Annotated in this window: 23 protein-coding genes and 1 pseudogene; all 24 read left to right on the top strand. The window is 65.3% G+C overall.

What is annotated here, in order from left to right; genetic code table 11:
• The 24 genes and pseudogenes from KBY57_RS11485 to KBY57_RS11370 all read left to right on the top strand — a co-directional run bounded on the left by KBY57_RS11485 (position 1) and on the right by KBY57_RS11370 (position 20983).
• A complete protein-coding gene (locus tag KBY57_RS11485) occupies positions 1-405 on the top strand; it encodes a type II toxin-antitoxin system VapC family toxin (protein WP_254996017.1) in 405 nt (134 codons plus the stop codon).
• 80 nt (positions 406-485) lie between these two features.
• The gene (locus KBY57_RS11480) at positions 486-1403 is read left to right on the top strand and encodes a major capsid protein (protein ID WP_254996016.1); all 918 of its coding nucleotides are present in this window, start codon (positions 486-488) and stop codon (positions 1401-1403) included.
• Between the two features lie 35 nt (positions 1404-1438).
• A complete protein-coding gene (locus tag KBY57_RS11475; RefSeq protein WP_254996015.1) occupies positions 1439-1876 on the top strand; it encodes a hypothetical protein in 438 nt (145 codons plus the stop codon).
• A 2-nt stretch (positions 1877-1878) separates the two neighbouring features.
• Positions 1879-2280 (top strand): hypothetical protein, encoded by a 402-nt coding sequence (locus tag KBY57_RS11470; protein ID WP_254996014.1) that lies wholly within the window; start codon positions 1879-1881, stop codon positions 2278-2280.
• Between the two features lie 18 nt (positions 2281-2298).
• The gene (locus KBY57_RS11465) at positions 2299-3075 is read left to right on the top strand and encodes a hypothetical protein (protein ID WP_254996013.1); all 777 of its coding nucleotides are present in this window, start codon (positions 2299-2301) and stop codon (positions 3073-3075) included.
• Positions 3076-3082: 7 nt separating this feature from the next.
• Positions 3083-3781, top strand: coding sequence for a hypothetical protein (locus KBY57_RS11460; RefSeq protein ID WP_254996012.1), 699 nt, complete (start codon positions 3083-3085; stop codon positions 3779-3781).
• Between the two features lie 112 nt (positions 3782-3893).
• Positions 3894-4280 carry a hypothetical protein gene (locus KBY57_RS11455; RefSeq protein WP_254996011.1) on the top strand — a complete coding sequence of 129 codons (387 nt, stop codon included), beginning with the start codon at positions 3894-3896 and terminating at the stop codon, positions 4278-4280.
• A 198-nt stretch (positions 4281-4478) separates the two neighbouring features.
• Entirely contained in the window at positions 4479-5597 is a 1119-nt protein-coding gene (locus KBY57_RS14215) for a hypothetical protein (protein WP_261356819.1), read from the top strand.
• Positions 5598-5615: 18 nt separating this feature from the next.
• Positions 5616-6041, top strand: coding sequence for a hypothetical protein (locus KBY57_RS11445; protein ID WP_254996010.1), 426 nt, complete (start codon positions 5616-5618; stop codon positions 6039-6041).
• Between the two features lie 10 nt (positions 6042-6051).
• Positions 6052-6951, top strand: a complete 900-nt coding sequence (locus KBY57_RS11440; RefSeq protein WP_254996009.1) for a hypothetical protein — start codon at positions 6052-6054, stop codon at positions 6949-6951.
• A complete protein-coding gene (locus KBY57_RS11435) occupies positions 6948-8180 on the top strand; it encodes a hypothetical protein (RefSeq protein WP_254996008.1) in 1233 nt (410 codons plus the stop codon). The genes KBY57_RS11440 and KBY57_RS11435 overlap by 4 nt, the downstream gene beginning before the upstream one ends.
• Before the next feature lie 283 nt (positions 8181-8463).
• A complete protein-coding gene (locus KBY57_RS11430) occupies positions 8464-8808 on the top strand; it encodes a hypothetical protein (protein ID WP_254996007.1) in 345 nt (114 codons plus the stop codon).
• Between the two features lie 115 nt (positions 8809-8923).
• Positions 8924-9388 (top strand): hypothetical protein, encoded by a 465-nt coding sequence (locus KBY57_RS11425; protein WP_254996006.1) that lies wholly within the window; start codon positions 8924-8926, stop codon positions 9386-9388.
• Between the two features lie 286 nt (positions 9389-9674).
• Complete coding sequence (gene galE / locus KBY57_RS11420) at positions 9675-10724, top strand: UDP-glucose 4-epimerase GalE (RefSeq protein ID WP_254996077.1); 1050 nt, start codon at positions 9675-9677, stop codon at positions 10722-10724.
• Positions 10724-11695, top strand: coding sequence for a UDP-glucuronic acid decarboxylase family protein (locus KBY57_RS11415; protein WP_254996005.1), 972 nt, complete (start codon positions 10724-10726; stop codon positions 11693-11695). Before galE ends, KBY57_RS11415 begins: the two co-directional genes overlap by 1 nt.
• Positions 11692-12937, top strand: a pseudogene (locus tag KBY57_RS11410) (nucleotide sugar dehydrogenase). Before KBY57_RS11415 ends, KBY57_RS11410 begins: the two are co-directional and overlap by 4 nt.
• A gap of 390 nt (positions 12938-13327) precedes the next feature.
• On the top strand, positions 13328-15166 hold the full coding sequence (locus tag KBY57_RS11405; protein ID WP_254996004.1) for an ABC transporter ATP-binding protein: 1839 nt from the start codon (positions 13328-13330) through the stop codon (positions 15164-15166).
• Positions 15163-15933, top strand: a complete 771-nt coding sequence (gene rfbF / locus KBY57_RS11400) for a glucose-1-phosphate cytidylyltransferase (protein WP_254996003.1) — start codon at positions 15163-15165, stop codon at positions 15931-15933. Before KBY57_RS11405 ends, rfbF begins: the two co-directional genes overlap by 4 nt.
• 35 nt (positions 15934-15968) lie before the next feature.
• A complete protein-coding gene (locus KBY57_RS11395; RefSeq protein ID WP_254996002.1) occupies positions 15969-17042 on the top strand; it encodes a glycosyltransferase family 2 protein in 1074 nt (357 codons plus the stop codon).
• A 36-nt stretch (positions 17043-17078) separates the two neighbouring features.
• Positions 17079-18155, top strand: a complete 1077-nt coding sequence (rfbG, locus tag KBY57_RS11390; protein WP_254996001.1) for a CDP-glucose 4,6-dehydratase — start codon at positions 17079-17081, stop codon at positions 18153-18155.
• 5 nt (positions 18156-18160) lie between these two features.
• Positions 18161-18325 (top strand): hypothetical protein, encoded by a 165-nt coding sequence (locus tag KBY57_RS11385; protein WP_254996000.1) that lies wholly within the window; start codon positions 18161-18163, stop codon positions 18323-18325.
• Positions 18322-19809: a lipopolysaccharide biosynthesis protein RfbH gene (gene rfbH, locus KBY57_RS11380; protein WP_254995999.1), complete on the top strand. Its 1488-nt coding sequence runs from the start codon at positions 18322-18324 to the stop codon at positions 19807-19809. The genes KBY57_RS11385 and rfbH overlap by 4 nt, the downstream gene beginning before the upstream one ends.
• Positions 19809-20675: an NAD-dependent epimerase/dehydratase family protein gene (locus KBY57_RS11375; RefSeq protein WP_254995998.1), complete on the top strand. Its 867-nt coding sequence runs from the start codon at positions 19809-19811 to the stop codon at positions 20673-20675. The genes rfbH and KBY57_RS11375 overlap by 1 nt, the downstream gene beginning before the upstream one ends.
• Positions 20676-20680: 5 nt before the next feature.
• The gene (locus tag KBY57_RS11370) at positions 20681-20983 is read left to right on the top strand and encodes an SDR family NAD(P)-dependent oxidoreductase (protein ID WP_254995997.1); all 303 of its coding nucleotides are present in this window, start codon (positions 20681-20683) and stop codon (positions 20981-20983) included.
• Positions 20984-21066: the final 83 nt, after the last annotated feature.

Below are 21066 nucleotides of genomic sequence, written 5' to 3'. Positions count from 1 at the left end.
ATGCGGCTCTACCTCGATTCGTGTGTGCTGATCTATGCGCTTGATGGGGCTGAGGGTCTGCGGCGTCACACCCTGCAGCAGCTGGAGCATTACGCCGATGCGGACTGGGTGATCAGCGATCTGGTGCGCATGGAATGCCTGGTGGGTCCCTTGCGCTTGGCTGATCAGATCCGCCTGCTTGCCTTCCGAAGCTTCTTCTCGGATTGCACCGTGGTGCCGCTCCATCCAGAGGTGATGGAGCGGGCGGCGGAGCTGCGGGCCTCCACCCGCCTGCAGACAGCCGATGCGATCCATCTGGCCGCCGCGGTGCATTGGGGCTGCGATGCACTCCTCACCAACGACCGCGCCTTCCAGCTCGCCCAGTCGCCGATCGAGGTGCTGCGACTGGCGGCGGAGCAGCCCTGAGCCCAACGGCCTGACCTCTCGGCGACGTTGGCAATAGCCGGTGACGTGATCTGGGGCCGGGCCCCGGGAGTGCAGCACCGATGGGCCTCACCCTGATCGAGGCAGCCAAGTACGAGACCCGCCTGGAGCACCTGGCGGTGATCAAGACCTTCGCTGAGGGCGAACTGCTCAGCTGGCTGCCGTTCATGAACATCGCCGGCGGCGGCCTCTTCTATTCCGTCGAGAAGGAGCTCCCCTCGGTGGGCTTCCGGGCCGTGAACGAGGGCTACAAGCAGAGCTACGGCGTCGTCGATCCCCAGTCAGAAGCCGTCCACCTGTTTGGTGGCGATGTGGATGTGGACCGTTCGATCGTCGATCTACAGGGGCCTGAGGCCAGGGCTGCTCAGACCGAGATGAAGGTCCGCTCCATGCGGCTCACCCTGGAGGCGGCACTGATCAACGGCGATGCCACCGCCAGCCAGGGCCGGGGCTTTGACGGCCTGGCCAAGCGCCTCTCCCCTGGCAGTGAGATGGCGCTGAACAACGGCGGCGGGGCGCTCGATTTCGACAAGCTCGACGAGCTGATCGACTCGGTGAACTCCTACGGCGGCAGGAAGTATCTGGTGATGAGCAAGGCGATGCGCCGCCAGCTCAACGCTCTTGCCCGTCAGACCGTTGGCCAGGGCGTCTACAACGTGAGCACCAACAACCTGGGGGTGATGGTGCATCACTACCAGGAGTGCCAGATCCTCACCGTCGACCGCGACGCCCAGGGCCTCGAAGTCCTCGGCTACGGGGAAGCCGGCGGCACCAGCTCGATCTACTGCTGCACCTTTGGGGATCAGGCCGTCACCGGTCTGCAGGGCCCATTCCAGGGCCGCTACGGCATCTCGGTGCGGGATCTGGGTGAGGTGCCTGATGCCCCGGTGTTCCGCACGCGGATCGATTGGTACGTGGGCTTTGGCGTCATGCACCCCCGCGCCGCCGGCCGGCTGCACAGCATCGCCCCCATTTCCTGACCGCCACTCCGCACCCCCTCAATGGAGATCGACCGATGACTCGCCTCAAAGCCAACTCCCTGTTGGATGCCGCCACCGTGCTGGTGGGCTGGACCAACCGCTCCGCCACCCGCGACACCGAGAAGGTGTTCACCAGTGGTGAGGTGGTGAAACTCAACACCAAGCTCGATGCCGCATCCCGCTTCTCACTGCTCGCTTCCCATCCGGGCCACAGCGCTGCGGTGACGGTGGTGCTGCACCTGGCCCCCGAGCTCCGCGACGGCACCATGGGCACTTTCGTGCCGGTAGCGACCGTTGCGGTGCCAGCGGAGGGCGGCCGGGTGGAGGCCTACATCAGCGGCCACGACATCCTGCTGGACACCGCTGATGTGGATAACGCCGACCTGCCGGCGCTCTGCTTTGCCAAGGCCGTCGTCACCCCCTCCACGCCCGAGGGAATGGTGGTCGGTCTGACCGCCACCCTGCCCGCCTGACCATGGCAGCGCTGCACGGAGCAGGCCCCCAGACGGCAGGGATGCTGCGCATCAGCAAGGGGCAGGAGGAGCGCCATGTCTGGCCGGTGCATCTGCCCGGCTGGCTGGCAATCGGTTGGCGCGTGGCCGGGGCGAAAGCACCTGAGGCCACAAGAGGCACCCGCACTACGGAGGAGGACAGCGGACCAACGACCGCTGCTCTGCTATCTGAGCCGGAGCACGAGGCAACAGGCGATGCAAGAACTGCATCAGCCCGCGGCAAGCGGGTTCGCAAGTCCAGGGAAGAGCTGAATCCGGAGGCCGCGGCCGACGCTGCTCCTCTCCCCCAGCCGAGTGCACCGGCGGAACAGGATGCGCCGCTCAGCGCCCTGCCAGAAGGTCTCCTGGACGACCCGCTGATCTGATCCCACCACCTGCTGGCCATGCCCTACCCAATGCCCCAGCAACCACGCACCGTGGGCGGCCAACGGGTGCGACTGCTTCCACCAGTGGGCTGTCCGGGGGTGGAGCAATGGGTGCTGCCGATGGAGTTCAGCCGCTGGGCCGAACTGGGCTACCGCAAGGGCCCCATCCCTGCGGATGACCTCGAGCTGTTCTGGCTGCCAGCCGACAGTCGCTGGAACGAACCGATCGGCTCAGCCGCGATCGAGCTGCTGATCAACCCGCGCCAGAGCATCCCCACGCCGATCTCCGTGACGTGGGGCGATGGCAGCAGCAACGTCGTCCCCTGGCCGGCGGTCTCTAGGCAAGCCCCGCGTCTGCGGCACGTCTATGCCCAGCGGGCCGATGTGACCGTGCAGGTGCAGCTGGGGATGCTGATCGCCACCCTGCGGATCGCTCTGGTGGGCTGTCCGGTGCCGCCCCAGCAACTCCTGAACAATCGCGATGGCGGTGGCGGCACCGCAGGCGTGATCCAGCCACTGATCCCCAGCGGCGGCATCACCGGTGAGCCCTACGACGGCCGCCACGCTGTGGTCTGGCGCCTGCGCCTGCACCCCAATGGCGGATTGGGCTTCATGCCGGACCCCAGCAGCGGTGAGCCGGCATTGGCGGTGGTGCAGGAATCAGGTGTCGGCAGCAGAGCCACCCGCTGGTATTCCGGCGATGGCCCGCCGCCCTCCACCCTGGAGCCGCCACCGGCGGTGGGGGACTTCTATCTGGATCGGTTGAGCGGGCAGGTCTACGAACTCAGCGCCTGATCGACCTGTGCCCGATTCCAACAAAGGCCTGGCCGAGCGGGTGGAGGTGTTCACCCGCTCGGCCAGCGATGCGCTGCAGAAGGCCGTGGGCGAGGTGCTCGATGCCCGCAATCCCTGGCAGCTGCTCTACCGCCTCTCGCGCATCGTGCTGCTGGGCCTAGTGCTCTACACCGCCTGGCTGCTGATCACCCTGCAGCCGGATCTGGCCAAGCGGATGAGCACCACCACCACCGCCACCCTGCAGGAACAGGTGCGTGCGCGGCAGGGCCAGGTGCAGTCGCTGTTGCGCACCGCGATCGAGAGCGGCGGCGATGGCCTCCACACCCTGGCGCTGCTGCAGTGGGAAGGCGGCGGCAGTGTGACCGTGCTGGCGGCCGATGGGCGCCATGGCCAGCTGGCTTTGACGCCTGGGCAGCAACCCCTGCTCGGCGTGGAGATCGCCGATGCCCTCGGCCACGCGGCTCTCGGCCTGTGCGCCAGCGACGCCCCCAGCGCGCTGCCGCTGGCGGTGCGTTCTATGACGACAGGTAAGGGCATGCTGCTGCTCTGCCCGGTGGGTTGCAGCACCACAGGGCGCACGCAGGGGTTGCTGCTGGCCCTTTACGACACAGGGCCAACCGAGAGCGGTGGTGAGCAGCAGCTCCGCCAGCAGAAGCAGCTGCAGCTGATTTCCCAGCGACTCGGCCAACTGCTGGAGCAGCGCTGAGCGCAACTCCAGCAGTTGGCGTCGATTAGGAGTTCGTTTGGAGTTGGCCCTGGCCACATCGCGTACTTGGGGACGCGCTGGCAAGAGCCAGTGACGCCGCGCCCTCTTCTCCATGCCCCTCTCCTGGCGTCAGTTGGCCTCGTTGCTCGGACCGGCCGGGCCGATGGCGCCACAGCTGGCCTGGCTGGCCAGCCCCCAGACCAATGACCGGCGCATCCTGCTGCGGGCACCGCAAGCCCTGACCATCAGCCGCGTCGATGCCGTGCTCACTGGCGGCAGCAGCCCGAGCGTCAGTTTCTCGCTGCGCCATGGCGCCGATGTCTCGGCTGCAGGCACCGCGGTGACCAGCACGCCGATGACGGTGAGCAGCACCACCACTGGCGCCACCACCACCAACCTGCTCAATCCCCAGCTGCCGGGCGATCACTGGTTGTGGCTGGAGATCACCTCTGTCAGCGGCAGTCCGGCTGCTCTGTCGGTGGTGGTGGTGTTCAGCTGAGATCTCGCCGAGTGCGGATCGCGGGCGCCATCGCCATGGCAATAGCCGGCAGAACAGCGCTGCCTGGCTGCCATGGGTTCCTGGAGTTCCACCGGTTCAATCCGCGGTCCTGAGGGACCCGCCGGCCCGCAGGGTTCACCTGGTGTGCAGGGCCCCCAGGGTCCTGCTGGTCCCCAGGGCGCTCAAGGCCCCGCCGGCTTGCAAGGACCGGAAGGCCCGGCTGGCCCCTCTGGCCCTGCTGGTCCTGCCGGTGCTCAGGGCATCCAGGGCCCGGCCGGCATCGGCATCAACTTCAAAGGCTCGGTGGCGGCCATCGCCAACCTGCCGGCCAACCCGGATCAGGGCGATGCCTACATCGTCCAGGCCGATGACTCGCTGCGGGTATGGGACAGCGAGACCAGCAGCTGGGTGGACGGCGGCTCGATCCAGGGGCCCCAAGGGCCTGCTGGTGTGGCGGGCCCTGCTGGCGCCGCAGGTCCGCAAGGACCGGCCGGACCCCAAGGTCCGCAAGGCATCCAAGGCCCTGCTGGTGTCGATGGCTTGATGGGCCCGCGCGGCACGGGCTGGTTCACCGGCACGGGTGCACCGCCCTCCACCATCCCCGGTGCCGTTGATGGCGACCTCTACCTCGATCTGCTCACCGGCACCGTCTATCAGCTGGGCCCGATCCGGGTGGCGGACCTGCCGGCCATCGGCAGCTCCTTCCAGGGCGGCTACTACGCCGGCCTGATCAGCCACACCGCCAATGGCGTCGCCACCCATGCGCTGATCATTTCGCCCAAGGCATCTGGCTCGGCCCTCAACCTGGCCTGGAAGACGGCCAACACCTCCAGCGCCGGCACTACCAGCGTGTTTGACGGCTGGGCGAACAGCGAGGCGATGAACAACGCCAGCCACCCGGCGGCGCAGTTCTGCCGCTCGCTCAACATCGGCGGCTACGACGACTGGTATCTGCCCGCCACCCAGGAGTGGGACATCCTCTACCGCTCCTTCAAGCCGGAGGCAACGATCGCCGGCACCTATTCAGGGGCGGGCTATGGCGCCAACCCCTATGCGGTGCCGGCGGGCGGCAACTACACCGACAGCAACCCGGCGCTGACCTCGGTGCTCGCCTTCCGCGCCAATGGCGCCGAGACGCTCAAGCACTTCGATGAGTCCTACGGCGACGATCCCTTCTTCCACTGGACCTCGACCCAGGTGGCCAGTGGCACCGCCTACCAGCGCATGACCTACCTGGGCGATCAGTTCGCCCAGAGCAAGACGAACGACTTCGCGACGCAGGTGCGGGCGATCCGCCGCATCGAGGTGCTGCCGTAACCACCAGAGGGCAAGGGCATGGCCAACTGGCTCCCGCGCACCCAGCTCCCCGGCCAGCAGGTGAGCGTGAGCGCCACCACCACGCCCCTGCTGCCGGGGGCCAGCGCCCTGCTCGACCTGCAGGGCCTGGGCCGCCTCGGCCATGTCCTGGCCGTCAGCACCGATGCACCCGCCTGGGTGAGCCTCTACAGCTCGGCCACTGCCCGGGAGGCCGATGGCAGCCGTCCCGTCACCCGTGACCCGGCACCGGGGAGCGGCGTGCTGCTGGATCTGGCCACCACCGCCGAGGCCCTCTCGATCACAGCTCCACCGGGTGGCACCTACTTCACCAGTGAGATGACAACCACCACACCCCAACCGCCCCTGCGGGCGCTGGTGCGCAACACCGGCACCTCCCAGGCCGCCATCGCTGTGACCGTGACCGCGGTGGTGCTGGCGCCATGAGGACCAGCCCATGAGCCGCACCCTGATCGACATCAGCCGCCTCGGCACCGACACCACCTGGCCTTCTGTCGCCACGGAGGTGAATGGCTACCTGCAGAACTGGATCGCCGCGGCCAACGCCCAGGTGAGCCAGCACCAGCTGCGCATCGTCACCGCCCCCAATCCCGAGGCCACCGCCACCGATCCCTGCGGCTGGCGCATCGAGGCGACCCTCTCGCAGCTCACACCCGGCGGCAATCCGGCGGTGCTGATCCTCGAGGTGTTCCTAACCGGCACCGCCTTGGTGATCCGCCCGGGCATCGGCAACACCGAGCCCTTCCTAGGCGGCGACACCCAACAGGGTTGGGTGCTTCCAGCCGGGGATGTGGGCACCAGCAGCGGCACCTGGAGCACCACCCCCCTGCCGTTCAACGCGCAGGTGGCCTGGTCGCTGACGCCAGGGGCTGAATACTTCGTCTTTGCCTACAGCCAGCACCGCTACACCAACCGCCAGGCGATGCCGCTGCTGATTGCCCGCGACCAGGTGTCCGGAAACTGGATCCTGGCTGCCTCACCCCCCTCCACCACCTCCGATGCGCTGCGGGCGGTGAGCTGGAACGTGCGCTCCGGCCAGCCCTCCGGCTCCCGCGGCCTGCTGCGCGATGGGCTGCTCACCGTGGTGCGGATCAGCCGGCCCGCCGAGCTGGTGATCGCCACCACCGACTGGAGCTACTACGAGGTCGCCAACGAACCGGCCCAGTTCTGGGAACCCCTGCTTCTTCCCCCCGACTTCGCGGTGGTGAATCTGAGCAGTGCGGCGATGAGCTACTTCAAGGCGCCCGATGGCAGCGAGTGGTTGGCGATCGGCGGCCATGGCCTGCTGCTGCGCACCAAGGACGCACCTGCACCCCAGGGAGGCACGGGGCCATGACCTATCAGGTGTTCTGCCAGTCCTTTGCTCCCGGCAGCTGGAAGTGGACCAGCAAGGATCCGGCTGGGGTCGGCATGCAGCTCGACGGGGCCTTCCGCTCCTTTGCAGCTGCCGTCAACGATCTCCCGGGCAATGCCACCACACCGCTGAGCGTGGTTCGCTCCCATGCCGATGCCACCGCCAACCGCTGGGGCTACACCTGGCAGCTGGGCCATCCCGTCGAAGCCGGCCACCTCTGGCTCCTCACCGAAAGCACCACCGCCCAAGGGGAGAGCCAATCGAGCAGTAGTGCGGTGTTTGGCAGCGCCAAGGCCAGCACCTTCTCAGACACCACAAGCAACGGCGGCTACGGCTCCTACAACAACTCCACCGGCAACAGCACCGGACTGGCCTATGTCGACAGCACCCTCGCCGGGGCCACCAGCGTCGGCGCGATCCTGCTGATCGCACGCGACACCACCCCCGGCCAGGAGTTCTTCTGCTGGGCCCTCAAGACCCATGGCGGCAACGACGAGCTGCATCGCGACAGCTGCCATGCCCTCTACAAGAGCCCTGGCACCACGGGCTGGTGCTCAATCGCCGTCTTCCCCCGCACCAGCAAGCAGTTCTACGGGCAGGTGGTGCTGCACGGTTATTCGGGCAACAGTTTTGGCGGCCTCCCCTCGGCGATCGGCGCCAGCATCTACGCCAACGGCCACCAGCTGCGCAGCGGCATTGCCCTAGGCCACTACGAATTCACCCTTCAGAACCAGGGCCTGTTTGATGCCCCACCGCCGCTGATCCAGCTGCCGGCGCCGCTGTTCATCGGCTCCACCAGCATCCGCGGTGCCAGCACCCATTTCGGCAAGGTCACCCGACCGGACGGGGTGATGCTGCAGCTGGGCCAGCGCTCCAGCGACCGGGACGTGTGGCTGTGGCTGCCAGACGGCACCAGCCACAACCAGGCCAGCCCCTGGAGCTCACCCTTGGCCCTGAGCCACTGGCGGGAATGCAACGAGCTGCACTTCATCAGCAGCCTGCCCCCGGGTGGGATGCAGCTGATCACCGGTTCGGCGGACTTCATCCGCCACTTCCCGCCGATGAGCGCGGTGGGCGCCCGTCAGCACCCGCAGCAGGGACCGCTGTTTTCCGGCTCCGGTGGTGGGGGAGGTGGCAGCGGAGGCGATGGGGAAACGGGAGGTGGACCGACGCGACCCGCAACTGGGCTGCTGTGGCCGCGCCGCACCTGAAGCCGGGCCCACTCCATGCATCTTCCGCATAAACCCTGGTGCACCGTTGCCGGATCAGTGAACTCGGTATTAAATGAGGCCAGGGCCACAGATGCCCCGCCTAGATGAGATTGACGTTCCGTCTCCGTCAGGCCGCTCTCGGCAGGTTGACCTCCCGGTCCAGCCAGTGCAGCGCCACCGCAGGTGTGGTGTGCCTACGCACAGGATGCGTAGCTCCCCAACCGCCCCGGCGCCTTCCGCGGGCATGGTGTGCCCAACTGAGGCTTGAGTGCTGGCTGAAGCGATGACGCGACGCCGGAGGCCACGACGGGATCTGCGCTGTCCACTGCATCCGGAGGCGCTGTTGTTGAGTTGTTCCCCCAAGCGTTACCTGGCTGCTGCCGCCGATGGCAGCCTGCGGGCCGGGCCTGTGGAACGGGAGCGTTTTGGTGTCTGGCTGCGGCGGCATCAACTGATGGCCGTGGAGGACGCCTGGATCGAGCAGTTTTTCTGTGCGGAGTGCAGGGCGACGTTGTTCTGGCAGGTGCGCCGCGCCGACAGCGGCGCCCTCAGTATCCACCCCCTCCCCGATGGTGTGAAGGCTCAGCTGGAGGACGTGCAACGGCAGCTGAGGCAGATCCAGCCCTGAGCCGCTCGGCGCTGCCCCTCCGCCCAGACCGGACCTCGATCAGCCGTGGCCGCTGCTAGGGCCCCACGCCTGAGGCAGCCAGCTCTGACTTGAGCAACGCCCTGCCTGATTTGCCATGGATCAGCACGACCAGGCTCAGCACAGCCAGGATCAGCACAACCAAGACCACCACGAGAGCGAGGCCGCCACGAGGCCGCGCCGGCAGCGCACACACCGCGGCCGCAAGCGGCTGCGCCGGATCCACTGCCCGGTGCACAGCGAGCAGCGGCTGATCAGCTGCTCGGTGAAACGTCACCTGGTGCGCAATGCCGCTGGCGGGTTGTTTGCAGCACCGCCAGGGCGACCGCAGGCCGAGGAGTGGGCTGCCGGTTTTGGCGTCCAGGTGTTGGCCGATCAATGGCTGGAGACGCTGTTCTGTCCGCTGTGCGCCACGCACCGCACCTGGCATGTGGTGGATCGGGGCGATGGAGACTGCCAGGGGATGGAATTGCCGGCCAGCGTGCGCCAGCAACTGGGGACTGCCGCGGTGCTGATCCCGGTCACACAGAACCAAGAGGGGTTCCGGCCCAAGGAGGGCTGATCAGCGCTGCAGCTGCTGCCGCGGACTTCCTGGACATCAGGTGTCCTGTGCACCATCTGTGCTGGCTGGGGTGCGGATCGCAGCCCGCCGCCGCGACGCCCGCCTCGCTGATGCACGCCTCCTCAACACGCTCCGGACTGCCACCAACACCCACCCAGGTGCGCTCCATCTGCTGCAACTCGCTTCGCGAGAAGCCTTCGGCTACGGCGCGGGCTACGTGGGCGGCCCCACGATGGCGGAGATCGCCGACCGCTGCCCGACGGCGCGTGGGCGAGGGAGCACAGCCATGACCATCCTTGTGACCGGCGGTGCCGGCTACATCGGCAGCCACACCGTGCGGGCGCTGCAGCGCCAGGGCCTGCGGGTGGTGGTGCTCGACAACCTTGTGTACGGCCATCGCCCTGTGGTGGAGCAGGTGCTGCAGGTGCCGCTGGTGGTGGGGCAGCTGGGCGATCGGGCCCTGCTCGATCAGCTGCTCAGCGGTGAGCACCCGGCCACCGGCGGCGCGCCTGGACGACCTGGTGAGGCGATCGAGGCGGTGCTGCACTTCGCCGCCTACGCCTATGTGGGCGAGAGCGTGGCCGATCCGGCCAGGTATTACCGCAACAACCTGGGGGATTCGCTGATCCTGCTGGAGGCGCTGCTGGCCGAGGGCCGGCGCCGCGGCGGACAGCCCTTGCCGCTGGTGTTCTCCAGCACCTGCGCCACCTATGGCATCCCGGATCCGGAGCAGATCCCGATCGCCGAAACCTGCCCGCAGCGGCCAATCAACCCTTACGGGCGCAGCAAGTGGATGGTGGAGCAGCTGATCGCCGACTTCGGCGCCGCCTACGGGCTGCCCAGCGTGATCTTCCGCTACTTCAATGCCGCCGGCGCAGATCCAGTCGGCGACCTTGGCGAAGACCACACGCCCGAAACCCACCTGATCCCGCTGGTGCTCGACGCCCTGAGCGGCCGCAGCCCGTACCTGCAGATCTTCGGGGATGACTATCCCACCGCCGATGGCACCTGCATCCGCGACTACATCCACGTGAGCGACCTGGCCGACGCCCACGTGCTCGGCCTGCGCAAGCTGCTGGCCGAAGGCGGCAGCCATGTGTTCAACCTGGGCAACGGCACCGGCTACTCGGTGCAGCAGGTGATCGACACCGCCAAGGCCATCACCCGCCGGGGTCTGCTGGCCCACGTGGCCCCGCGTCGCCCCGGCGACCCACCGGTGCTGGTGGCTTCAGCGGAGCGCGCCCGCCGCGAGTTGGGCTGGCAGCCGCGCTACCCCGAACTCAGCACGATCCTCAGCCACGCCTGGGCCTGGCACCAAACCCTGATTCCCCACTGATGCCCAACTCCATCACCCGCAATCTGGTCACCGGCGGCGCCGGCTTCCTGGGTTCGCACCTGGTGGACCGGCTGATGGCGGCCGGCGAGGAGGTGATCTGCCTCGACAACTACTTCACCGGCCGCAAGGCCAACATTGCCCAGTGGATCGGCCATCCGCGCTTTGAGCTGATCCGCCACGACGTGACCGACCCGATCCGCCTGGAGGTGGACCGGATCTGGCACCTGGCCTGCCCCGCTTCGCCGGTGCACTACCAGCACAACTCGATCAAGACCGCCAAAACCAGCTTTCTGGGCACGTACAACATGCTCGGTCTGGCGCGGCGGATGGGGGCGCGGCTGCTGCTGGCCAGCACGAGCGAGGTGTATGGCGATCCGGAGGTGCATCCCCAGCCCGAGAGCTACCGCGGCTGCGTGAACACGATCGGCATCCGCAGCTGCTACGACGAGGGCAAGCGCGTCGCCGAAACCCTCTGTTTCGACTATCAGCGCATGCACGGCACCGAGATCCGGGTGATGCGCATCTTCAACACCTACGGGCCGCGCATGCTGCCCGATGACGGCCGCGTGGTGAGCAATTTCATCGTGCAGGCCCTGCGCGGTGAGCCGCTCACGCTCTATGGCGACGGCAGCCAGACCCGCTCCTTCTGCTACGTGGATGACCTGATCGAGGGCATGATCCGGCTGATGAACGGGCAGCACACCGGTCCGATCAACATCGGCAACCCCGGAGAGTTCACGATCCGCCAGCTGGCGGAGCTGGTGCGCGCGCGCATCAACCCCGATCTGGAGCTGGTGTGCAGACCCCTGCCGGCGGATGATCCCCTGCAACGCCAGCCGGTGATCGATCTGGCCAGGCGTGAGCTGGGCTGGGAGCCCACGGTGCCTCTGGAGCAGGGTCTTGAGTCCACCATCGCCTGGTTCCGCGAGCTGATCGGCTCCACCCAGGAGCCCCAGGAGGTGCCGGCATGAAGGCCACCTCCATCTGCTGCATCGGTGCCGGCTACGTGGGCGGGCCCACGATGGCGGTGATCGCCGACCGCTGCCCGGACGTGCAGGTGACGGTGGTGGACCTGAATGCCCAGCGGATGGCGGCCTGGAATGATCCCGATCTGGCCCAGCTGCCGGTGTATGAGCCGGGGCTGGATGCGGTGGTGGGGCGTGCCCACCAACCGCGGGCACACGATCGTGGTGGAGAAGAGCACCCTGCCTGTGCGCACCGCCGAGGTGATCCAGCAGATCCTGGGGTCGGTGGATTGCGCTGGCTCAGGCGGCGATCAGCCGGCCCGCACGTTCTCGGTGCTCTCCAATCCCGAATTCCTGGCGGAGGGCACGGCGATCGCTGATCTGGAGGCCCCCGACCGGGTGTTGATCGGCGGAGAGGATCAAGAGGCGATTCGGGCCCTGGCGGCGATCTACGGCCAGTGGGTGCCGGCCGAGCGCATCCTCACCACGAATCTGTGGAGCAGCGAGCTGAGCAAGCTCACCGCCAATGCGTTTTTGGCCCAGCGGATCAGCTCGATCAACGGCATTGCGGCATTCTGCGAGGCCACCGGGGCGGATGTGCGCGAGGTGGCCAAGGCGATCGGGTCGGACAGCCGCATTGGGCCGAAGTTTCTGCAGGCGGGGCCGGGTTTCGGCGGCAGCTGCTTCCAGAAGGACATCCTGAATCTGGTGTATCTCTGCCGCCACTACGGACTGGAGGAGGTGGCGGCCTACTGGGAGCAGGTGGTGACGCTCAACAGCTGGCAGCAGCACCGCATTGCCCGGCTGGTGGTGCAGCGGTTGTTCGGCACGGTGAGCGGCAAGCGGATCGGCGTGCTGGGCTTTGCCTTCAAGGCCGATACGAATGACACGCGCGAATCGCCGGCGATCCGCATCTGCCGGGATCTGCTGGAGGAGGGGGCGATCCTGCAGATCCTTGACCCGAAGGTGAGCGAACCGCAGATGGCGCTCGACCTGGGCCAGCCGGCCGGGGATGGCCGCTGGCAGCCGGTGGCGGATGTGCAGCAGGCGGCCAGTGGCGCCGATGCCCTGCTGCTGCTCACCGAGTGGCAGGCGTTTGCGGCGATCAACTGGCCTGAGGTTGTCGCGGTGATGCGGCAGCCGGCCTGGCTGTTTGATGCGCGGGCCAAGGCCGATGCGGCGGCAGCACGGGCGGCGGGGCTGCAGGTGTGGACCGTGGGCGAGGGATCGGCAACGCTCCGCAGCTGACGGCCTCATGGGCACCAGATCTGGTGTCTCCTTTGCTGGGATCCCACCGCCGCGCATCAGCTCGAGATCGCGGATGGCGTCGCTATGGGCGACCTGTTCACTCATGCGCGAACAAGCCTCGTGGTGCATGCTGCCGCCCAAGGCGGGGGGCCGCGCGTTCGAAACCCATCGGAGTACGTTCTGAGCAACCTCATCGGCATGGTGCGTGGCTGGAGGGCTTCCGGCCACGGGGCCGCGCTTCTTCAGGGTGTATGGCCCCTGGAGGCCTGGGTGGGCTTCCGGCCATCCACGCCGCTGGAGCTGGGGATGGAGCGCTTCGCCCATTCGTATCAGCGCTATTGCGACGCGACGCACTGATGCTGTTCATTTGATCCTCTGACCATCACCGGTTTGGTTGCTTCCTTTCGATCCAAACTGCTCCGACTACGGCCGCTCTGGAACGCCCTGAGCCCCCGCCGCCGTCGCCAGCTGCTGGGCCTGCAGCTTCTCAGCCTGCTGGCTGCCGCTGGGGAGGTGGCCAACCTGGGGGCCCTGCTCCCCTTCCTGCGCCTGCTGGCCAATCCCCAGGAGGGCCTCAAGGCTTTGGGCCCGCTTGCTGCACCGCTGCGCAACCTGCCGGAGCCGCACCTGCTGCTCAGCCTGGGGCTTGCGTTCATGGCGGTGGTGGTGGCAAGCTCGTTGCTGCGGGTGATCACGATCCGAACCCAGCTGCGGCTGACGGCGCTGATCACGGCTGATCTGGGGCAACAGGTGTTTGCGGCGGTGCTACGGCGGCCGTTCGCCTGGCACCTGAGCCAGAACAGCAGCACGGTGCTGGGCTATCTCACCAAGGATGTGGATCAGGTGAGCGCAAGCATCCAGGCGCTGCTGCTGGTGGTGGTGAACCTGGCGATCGTGGTGCTGCTGGGCGGCTCACTGATTGCGCTTGCCCCGGCCGTGATGGCGGTGGTAGGGGCTCTGCTGGCGGGGTTCTACCTTTTGGTGTTCCGCTTCACGCGGGGCAACCTGCGGGCCGATGGCCAGCGCCTCACCGCCAATTACCAGAGCAGCCTGCAGGCGGCCCAGGAGGCGCTGGGCGGCATCCGCGATGTGGTGCTCGAGCGGAGCCAACCCTTTTTCGAGCAGGCCTATGCCAGCCGGAATACGAACTACCGGTTGGCGATCGCGGCGATCAACACCAAGGCCCAGGTGCCCCGTTACCTGATCGAAGGCTTTGCGGTGCTGCTGATCGTGGGGCTGTCGCTGGTCTTGGCGCTGAGCGGCCAGGGAATTGAGCGCCAGCTGCCGCTGCTCGGCACCCTGGCCCTGGGGGCCTATCGGCTGCTGCAGCCGCTGCAGCAATGCTTTGGTGCCCTGAGCAGCCTGCAGGCGAACCAGGCCTCGCTGCTCAATATTGAGCCGTTTCTGCAGCCTGGAGACTTGGCAACCGCTGCTGCGACGGCAGCAGATCCGATCCCTCGCCGCCCTGCAGCAGCGTCCATGCCTCTGGTTGAGTTGGAGCAGATCAGCTTCCGTTACAGCGAAGAGGGCCCCTGGGTGCTGCAGGGCCTGGAGCTGGCGATCCAGCCGGGTGAACGGATCGCCTTTGTGGGCAGCACCGGCAGCGGCAAGAGCACCTGCAGCGATCTGCTGCTGGGGTTGCTGCAGCCCAGTGGCGGTCGGGTGCTGGTGCATGGAGAAGACCTGCACGGCCGGCCTGGGCTGGTGGAGGCCTGGCAGCGGCGGGTGGCCCAAGTGCCCCAGCAGATTTATCTGAGCGATGCCAGCTTTGTGGCCAACATCGCCTTCGGGGTGCCAGCCGAGCGGATTGATCCCCAGCGGGTGCGCCGCGCAGCTGAACAGGCGCGGATTGCTGAGCTGATCGAGAGCAGCCCGCTGGGGTATGACACGGTAGTGGGTGAGCGGGGGGTGCGCCTGAGCGGCGGCCAGCGGCAGCGGATCGGCATTGCCCGGGCGCTCTACAAGCAGGCGGAGCTGCTGGTGCTGGATGAGGCCACCAGCGCCCTCGACAACCGCACGGAAGCGGAGGTGATGGCGGCGGTGGAGGCGCTGGATCGGGCGATCACGGTGATCCTGATCGCCCACCGGCTGAGCACGGTTGAGCGTTGCGATCGGATCGTGCTGCTGGAGCAGGGACGGATCCGCGCAATTGGCTCTTATCACGAGCTGACCGCCAGCAGTGCAAGTTTCCGAGCCTTTGTGAACCAACCGAAACCGCTACAAGCATGAAAGCCGTGATCCTGGCCGGTGGCCTCGGCACCCGCATCAGCGAGGAAACCCACCTCAAGCCCAAGCCAATGGTGGAGATCGGCGGCAAGCCGATCCTTTGGCATATTCTCAAGATCTACAGCGCCCATGGCATTAATGAATTCGTGATCTGCTGCGGCTACAAGGGCTATGTGATCAAGGAGTATTTTGCCAACTATTTCCTGCACATGAGTGATGTGACCTTTCACATGAAGCTAAACTCTATGGAAGTGCACCACAAAAAAGCTGAGCCGTGGGAGGTCACGTTGGTGGATACTGGCGATAGCACCCTCACCGGAGGGCGCCTGCGGCGGGTTCGTGACTATGTGGGGGATGACAGCTTCTGCTTCACCTATGGTGACGGTGTGGCGGATGTTGACGTCACCGCCCTGGTTGCCCACCACCGGGCCCAGGGTCGGTTGGCAACCGTGACCGCGGTGCAGCCACCGGGTCGCTACGGCGCCTTGCAGTTTAGTGATGCCCATGGGGTGAGTGGTTTCCAGGAGAAGCCCCAGGGCGATGGCGGCTGGATCAACGGCGGTTTTTTTGTGCTGGAGCCGGAGGTGATTGATCGGATCGCTGATGACGAAACGATCTGGGAGCAGGAACCCCTCAAGGGCCTCGCTGCTGATGGGCAGCTCACGGCTTATCACCACTGCGGCTTCTGGCAGCCAATGGACACGTTGCGCGATCGGCAGCTTTTGGAGGATCTATGGAGCAATCAAAAGGCACCCTGGAAGGTATGGTGACTCGATGGATTAGCCAGAGATACGTGTTTATTTGATTGTCGTCTTTTGATATCAAGTCTCTCGATCCACACGTTATGACATCCAGTCGTTTTCTTGAGATCGTTGTCCCCACGTACAACCGCGCTTCGATACTGCATTCTACTCTGAGGGAGTTAAGCGCGTCTGTACACTCCCAAAGCGAGTTTATCTCGCTTCGGGTAATTGACAACTGTTCCACAGATACAACATCATCCGTTATTGGCCACTTTGTAGATCGCGGGCTGCTAACAGCTCAACAGAACGAAGAGAACATAGGATTGATAAGGAATATCGCGAAATGCATTGCAACCTCTTCCGCCGAGTGGGTCTGGGTATTCGGCGACGACGACCACATCCTTCTCCATTGCCTGCCGAGACTGATTAAAACGCTGCAAGCATTGCCTCACGAGGTTGTGTTTGCCAGGGGGCTGACTGCCAAGCTCAATGCAGATGGTCGTCTGGTTGGCGTAAGCCGCCCAGATGCTGCCACCAGGGCTGCTGAACCAGTTTCCATCTACGACAATGGCCTTGACATCACAGCGAAAGGGAATATTCATGCTCTTGCGTTTATTAGCACGCTTTTTATCAGGCCTCGATTCTGGAACCAGAACTATCACGACTCGATTTACCAAGCCACCGATCTTTACACCTTCGTTTTGGCACTCCTGCACGAATCGGCCCATCGGAAAACTGCAGACCTCAACTTTCATGTTGTAGCCGCCACGGACAGGGGCGACCGTAGTTACTACACTGTCAATATGTGCGTTGCAAGGCTTACTGAATATACCAATTTCGAAAGACTTGTCCATGCTGAAGTTTGCCGCCGAAGGGCTTGGTGGCTGCTACGCAAGGGCAGAAAAGGTTTGCTGAAGTTGCGCATTGCTTCATGCTTCAAGCTCATCGCCTATCGCGATGATTATCGCGTGCGGGGCAAGGATCCTATTGCTTTTCTTCGTTCCTACTCATCGCCCTATTGGACAGACCAATGGGTGGTGCGACTCCTTGGAGGGCTGGCAATGATTCCCGGGGTGAAGAGTATCTTTAAATACGTTTACGATGGACTACGGGAATCGCATGAGCGCCGAAATTAAGCGGGCAAAACTTTTGCCGTCGATTTTATCAGCCGAATGAATCAAACAAGTTTTTGGCACCGCCGCCGCGTACTTCTTACCGGCCACACCGGCTTCAAGGGCAGCTGGCTGTTGCTATGGCTCCAGCAGCTCGGCGCCCAAGTGTGGGGCTACGCCCTGCATCCCGAGCCAGAACCCAATCTCTTTCGCCAGCTCAGCACCCAGAAGCCGCCAGGTGCGTGCTGGCACCATCACATCGGCGATCTTGCCGATCGCGAGGCCCTTTGCCAGTGCGTGCAGCAGTGCCAGCCCGAGCTGGTGCTGCACCTGGCCGCCCAGCCCCTCGTGCGCCGCAGCTACACCGACCCCCTCGGCACCTGGGCCACCAACGTGCAGGGCTCCCTCAACCTGCTGGAGGCTTTGAAGCCTCTGCAGCATCCCTGTGCGGTGGTGATGGTCACCACCGACAAGGTGTACGAAAACCAGGAGTGGGCCTATGGCTACCGCGAACCCGACCGGCTCGGTGGCCACGACCCCTACAGCGCCAGCAAGGCCGCAGCGGAGATCGCTATCGCAAGCTGGCGCTCGAGCTTCTGCGGCAGCGCCCCACACCAGACGCCCCATCTGCGAATCGCCACCGCCCGCGCCGGCAATGTGATCGGCGGCGGCGATTGGGCTGCCGATCGCATCGTGCCGGATGCGATGCGGGCCCTGGCCCAGGGCGAGCCGATCGCGGTACGCAACCCAATGGCCACGCGCCCCTGGCAGCACGTGCTCGAACCTTTGGGCGGCTACCTGCGCCTGGCGGAAGCGCTGCTTACGGATCCCGCCCCGCCCTGCGAAGCCTTCAATTTTGGCCCGCAGCTGGAAAGCAACCGCCCAGTTCGTGAGCTGATCGACACGATCCTCAGCCACTGGCCGGGGCAATGGATCGACCAGAGCGATTCGAGTGCACCCCACGAGGCCGGCCTGCTGCACCTGCAGATCGATAAGGCCCATCACTGGCTCGGCTGGCAGCCCCGCTGGGACTACGCCACCACCATTGATCGAACCGTGGGCTGGTACCGCGCCGTGCACGAAGGGGCCAGTGCCCTGGAGTGCTGCCTGGCGGATCTGGAGGCCTACACCCCTTGAGACTTATGAACTCTGATCAGCAACCTTACACCCCTACATTTGAAGACGAAGAACTCTCCGAGCGTCTCGAATGGCTCAACCTGCAGATGCCGTCATTCATCCGTGGCGATGAGGATGTGGATGCCGAAACCATCTTTGATTTCTTCGCGATAGACAAGCACTGTTCATGAACGATCCAGTTGCCCTGAAGCAGGAAATCCTGCGCCTCACTCGCGAATACGCCCGCCAGGTGCACGCCAACTTCCGCCCAGCTGCTGATCCCGCTCGGCAGCCCTGGCGGCAGGGCACCACCATCCCCTACGCCGGCCGCGTGTTCACAGAAGACGAGGTGGAAGCAGCGGTGAGCAGCACGCTCGACTTCTGGCTCACCCTCGGCTCAGAGGGCGAGGCGTTTCAGAAGGAGCTCGCTGCCTTCCTCGGCGTGCGCCACAGCCTGTTGGTGAACTCGGGCTCCAGCGCCAATCTTATCGCCATCTCTGCGCTCACCTCCCCCAAGCTGCCGGCCGAGCGGCGCATCCAGCCGGGCGATGAGGTGATCACGGTGGCGGCGGGCTTCCCCACCACCGTGGCGCCGATCGTGCAGGTGGGGGCGGTGCCGGTGTTCATCGACGCCAACCCGATCACCGGCAATGCCCGCTGCGACCAGCTGGAGGCGGCCTACAGCCCGGGCAAAACCAAGGCCGTGATGATGGCCCACGCCCTGGGCAATCCCTTCGATCTGGCCACCACCCTGGCCTTCTGCCGCAAATACAAGCTGTGGCTGGTGGAAGACAACTGCGATGCTTTGGGGTGCAGCTACTCGATGCCCCGCGAGCTAGCCGAGAGCCTGGGTTTCACAGAGAACAGCCCCGGCCTTGATGAAGGCCCCGATCGCGTGATCCGCTGGACCGGCACCTGGGGGGACATCAGCACCCAGAGCTTTTACCCGCCCCATCACCTGACTATGGGCGAGGGCGGCGCGGTGAATATTGTGCGCGACCAGAAGCTGAAGGTGATCGCCGAAAGCTTCCGCGACTGGGGCCGCGACTGCTGGTGCCCCAGCGGCATCGACAACACCTGCAACAAGCGCTTTGGCTGGCAACTTGGCGAGCTGCCCGAGGGCTACGACCACAAGTACACCTACAGCCATCTGGGCTTCAACCTCAAGCCCCTCGATCCCCAAGCGGCCATCGGCCGGGTGCAGCTCCAGCGCCTGCCTGAGTTCATCGAAGCCCGCAAGCAGAATTGGGAGACCCTGCGCCGGGGGCTGGCGGCCCACGAGGATGTGCTGGAGTTTGCCCTGCCAACCCATGCCACAGGCTGGGATCCAGAGACAGGCTTCAGCTGGGATGGCACGGGCTGCCGCAGCGAGTGCAGCTGGTTTGGCTTCAAGTTGGCGGTGAAGGCAGGGGCACCCTTCAGCCGCACAGATCTGGCCCGTGAGCTCGATGCCCATGGCATCGGCAACCGCATGCTGTTTGGAGGCAACCTGGTGCGCCAGCCGGCCTTTGTGCAGCTGCGCCACGACCGACCAGAATCCATGCGGCTGGTGGGTGATCTGGCCGATTCCGATGTGAGCATGAACAACACCCTGTTTCTGGGCACGTACCCAGGGCTCACTGGGCCGATGCTTCAGGCGGAGATTGGGGTGATTCAGAAGTTCTGTAAGCTCTGATGCGCCTGTTTATCACCGGTGGCACTGGCTTCATCGGGTCCTATGTATTGGCGGCATCCTTAGCGGCTGGTCACGAGGTAGTGGCGCTGCGCAGGTCACATCACTCGCATCCAGTCATCCCCTTACCAAGCGAGCCCCACTGGTGCGAGGGAGATCTTGCCAATTTGCAGGTCTCGCAGTTCCATGGCGTTGACGCGTTGGTGCATCTGGCTTCTGCGGGGGTGAACCCAAAGCCGGCTAGTTGGAGAGAGCTTGTGCGAGCCAACGCCGAAGGGAGCCTGCGGCTAATGGAGCTGGGGACTGAGGCGGGAGTACGAAGGTACGTTGTAGCCGGCAGCAGCCACGAGTACGGCAATGCTGCCCGTCGCTATGACCCTATTCCTCCCGACGCTCCCCTAGAGCCCCTAAGCCCTTACGGAGCTAGTAAGGCGGCTGGATTTCAGCTGCTTCAAGCTTTCGCCATTGCTAGCGGTTCGGAGTTGTTCTATGGCCGTATCTTCACCGCCTACGGCGAGGGGCAGTTTGAGGGCAACTTCTGGCCTTCCCTCCGCAGCGCAGCCCTTTCAGGAAAGGATTTTCTAATGACCTCAGGCCGGCAGGTGAGCGATTTTGTTTCTGTCGAGGTGGTAGCCAACCACCTGCTGGCAGCTTGCATCCGTCCCGATGTTGCTGCCGGCGTGCCGCTGGTGGTGAATGTCGGCTCCGGTCAGGCAACCAGCCTTCTTGCATTCGCACAGGCCGAATGGGACCGGCTGGGTGCTATCGGTAGATTGCTTCCCGGCAGCCTGCCGGATCGTGCTGATCAGATTGAGCGCTACGTGCCCGATCTGCGCGGTCTGCAGATTCCAGCCTCTACCCATTGCTGAATCCGATGAAAGTTCTGATCACTGGTGGCTGTGGTTTTCTCGGATCCAACCTTGCTGCTTCCTACTTGAAGGAAGGCGCACAGGTGGTCGTTGTTGATGCGCTTTTCCGGAAGGGATCTGCGGCGAACCTGGCCTGGCTTGAATCGCAGGCCGCTAAAGGGCGATTCCACTTCATTCAAGCCGACCTTGCAGATGCTGAGGCGGTGCTGGCTGTGTTCCGTCGCCATGCCCCATTCGACTACATCTGCCATGTGGGTGGGCAGGCAGGGCTGACTGAAAGTCCATTCATCCCGTTTCCGCAAGGCTGATGCCAACCCAGTCGAGCATTCGGCTGATGTCGTGTGCCACAGCCATCAGACCAGCACGGATCGATTGAAAACCGTTGCAGCGC

The sequence above is a fragment of the Cyanobium sp. Aljojuca 7D2 genome, assembly GCF_024346415.1.
Classification (GTDB): Bacteria; Cyanobacteriota; Cyanobacteriia; order PCC-6307; family Cyanobiaceae; genus Cyanobium_A.
This window is presented reverse-complemented; position numbering and strand designations above follow the sequence as displayed.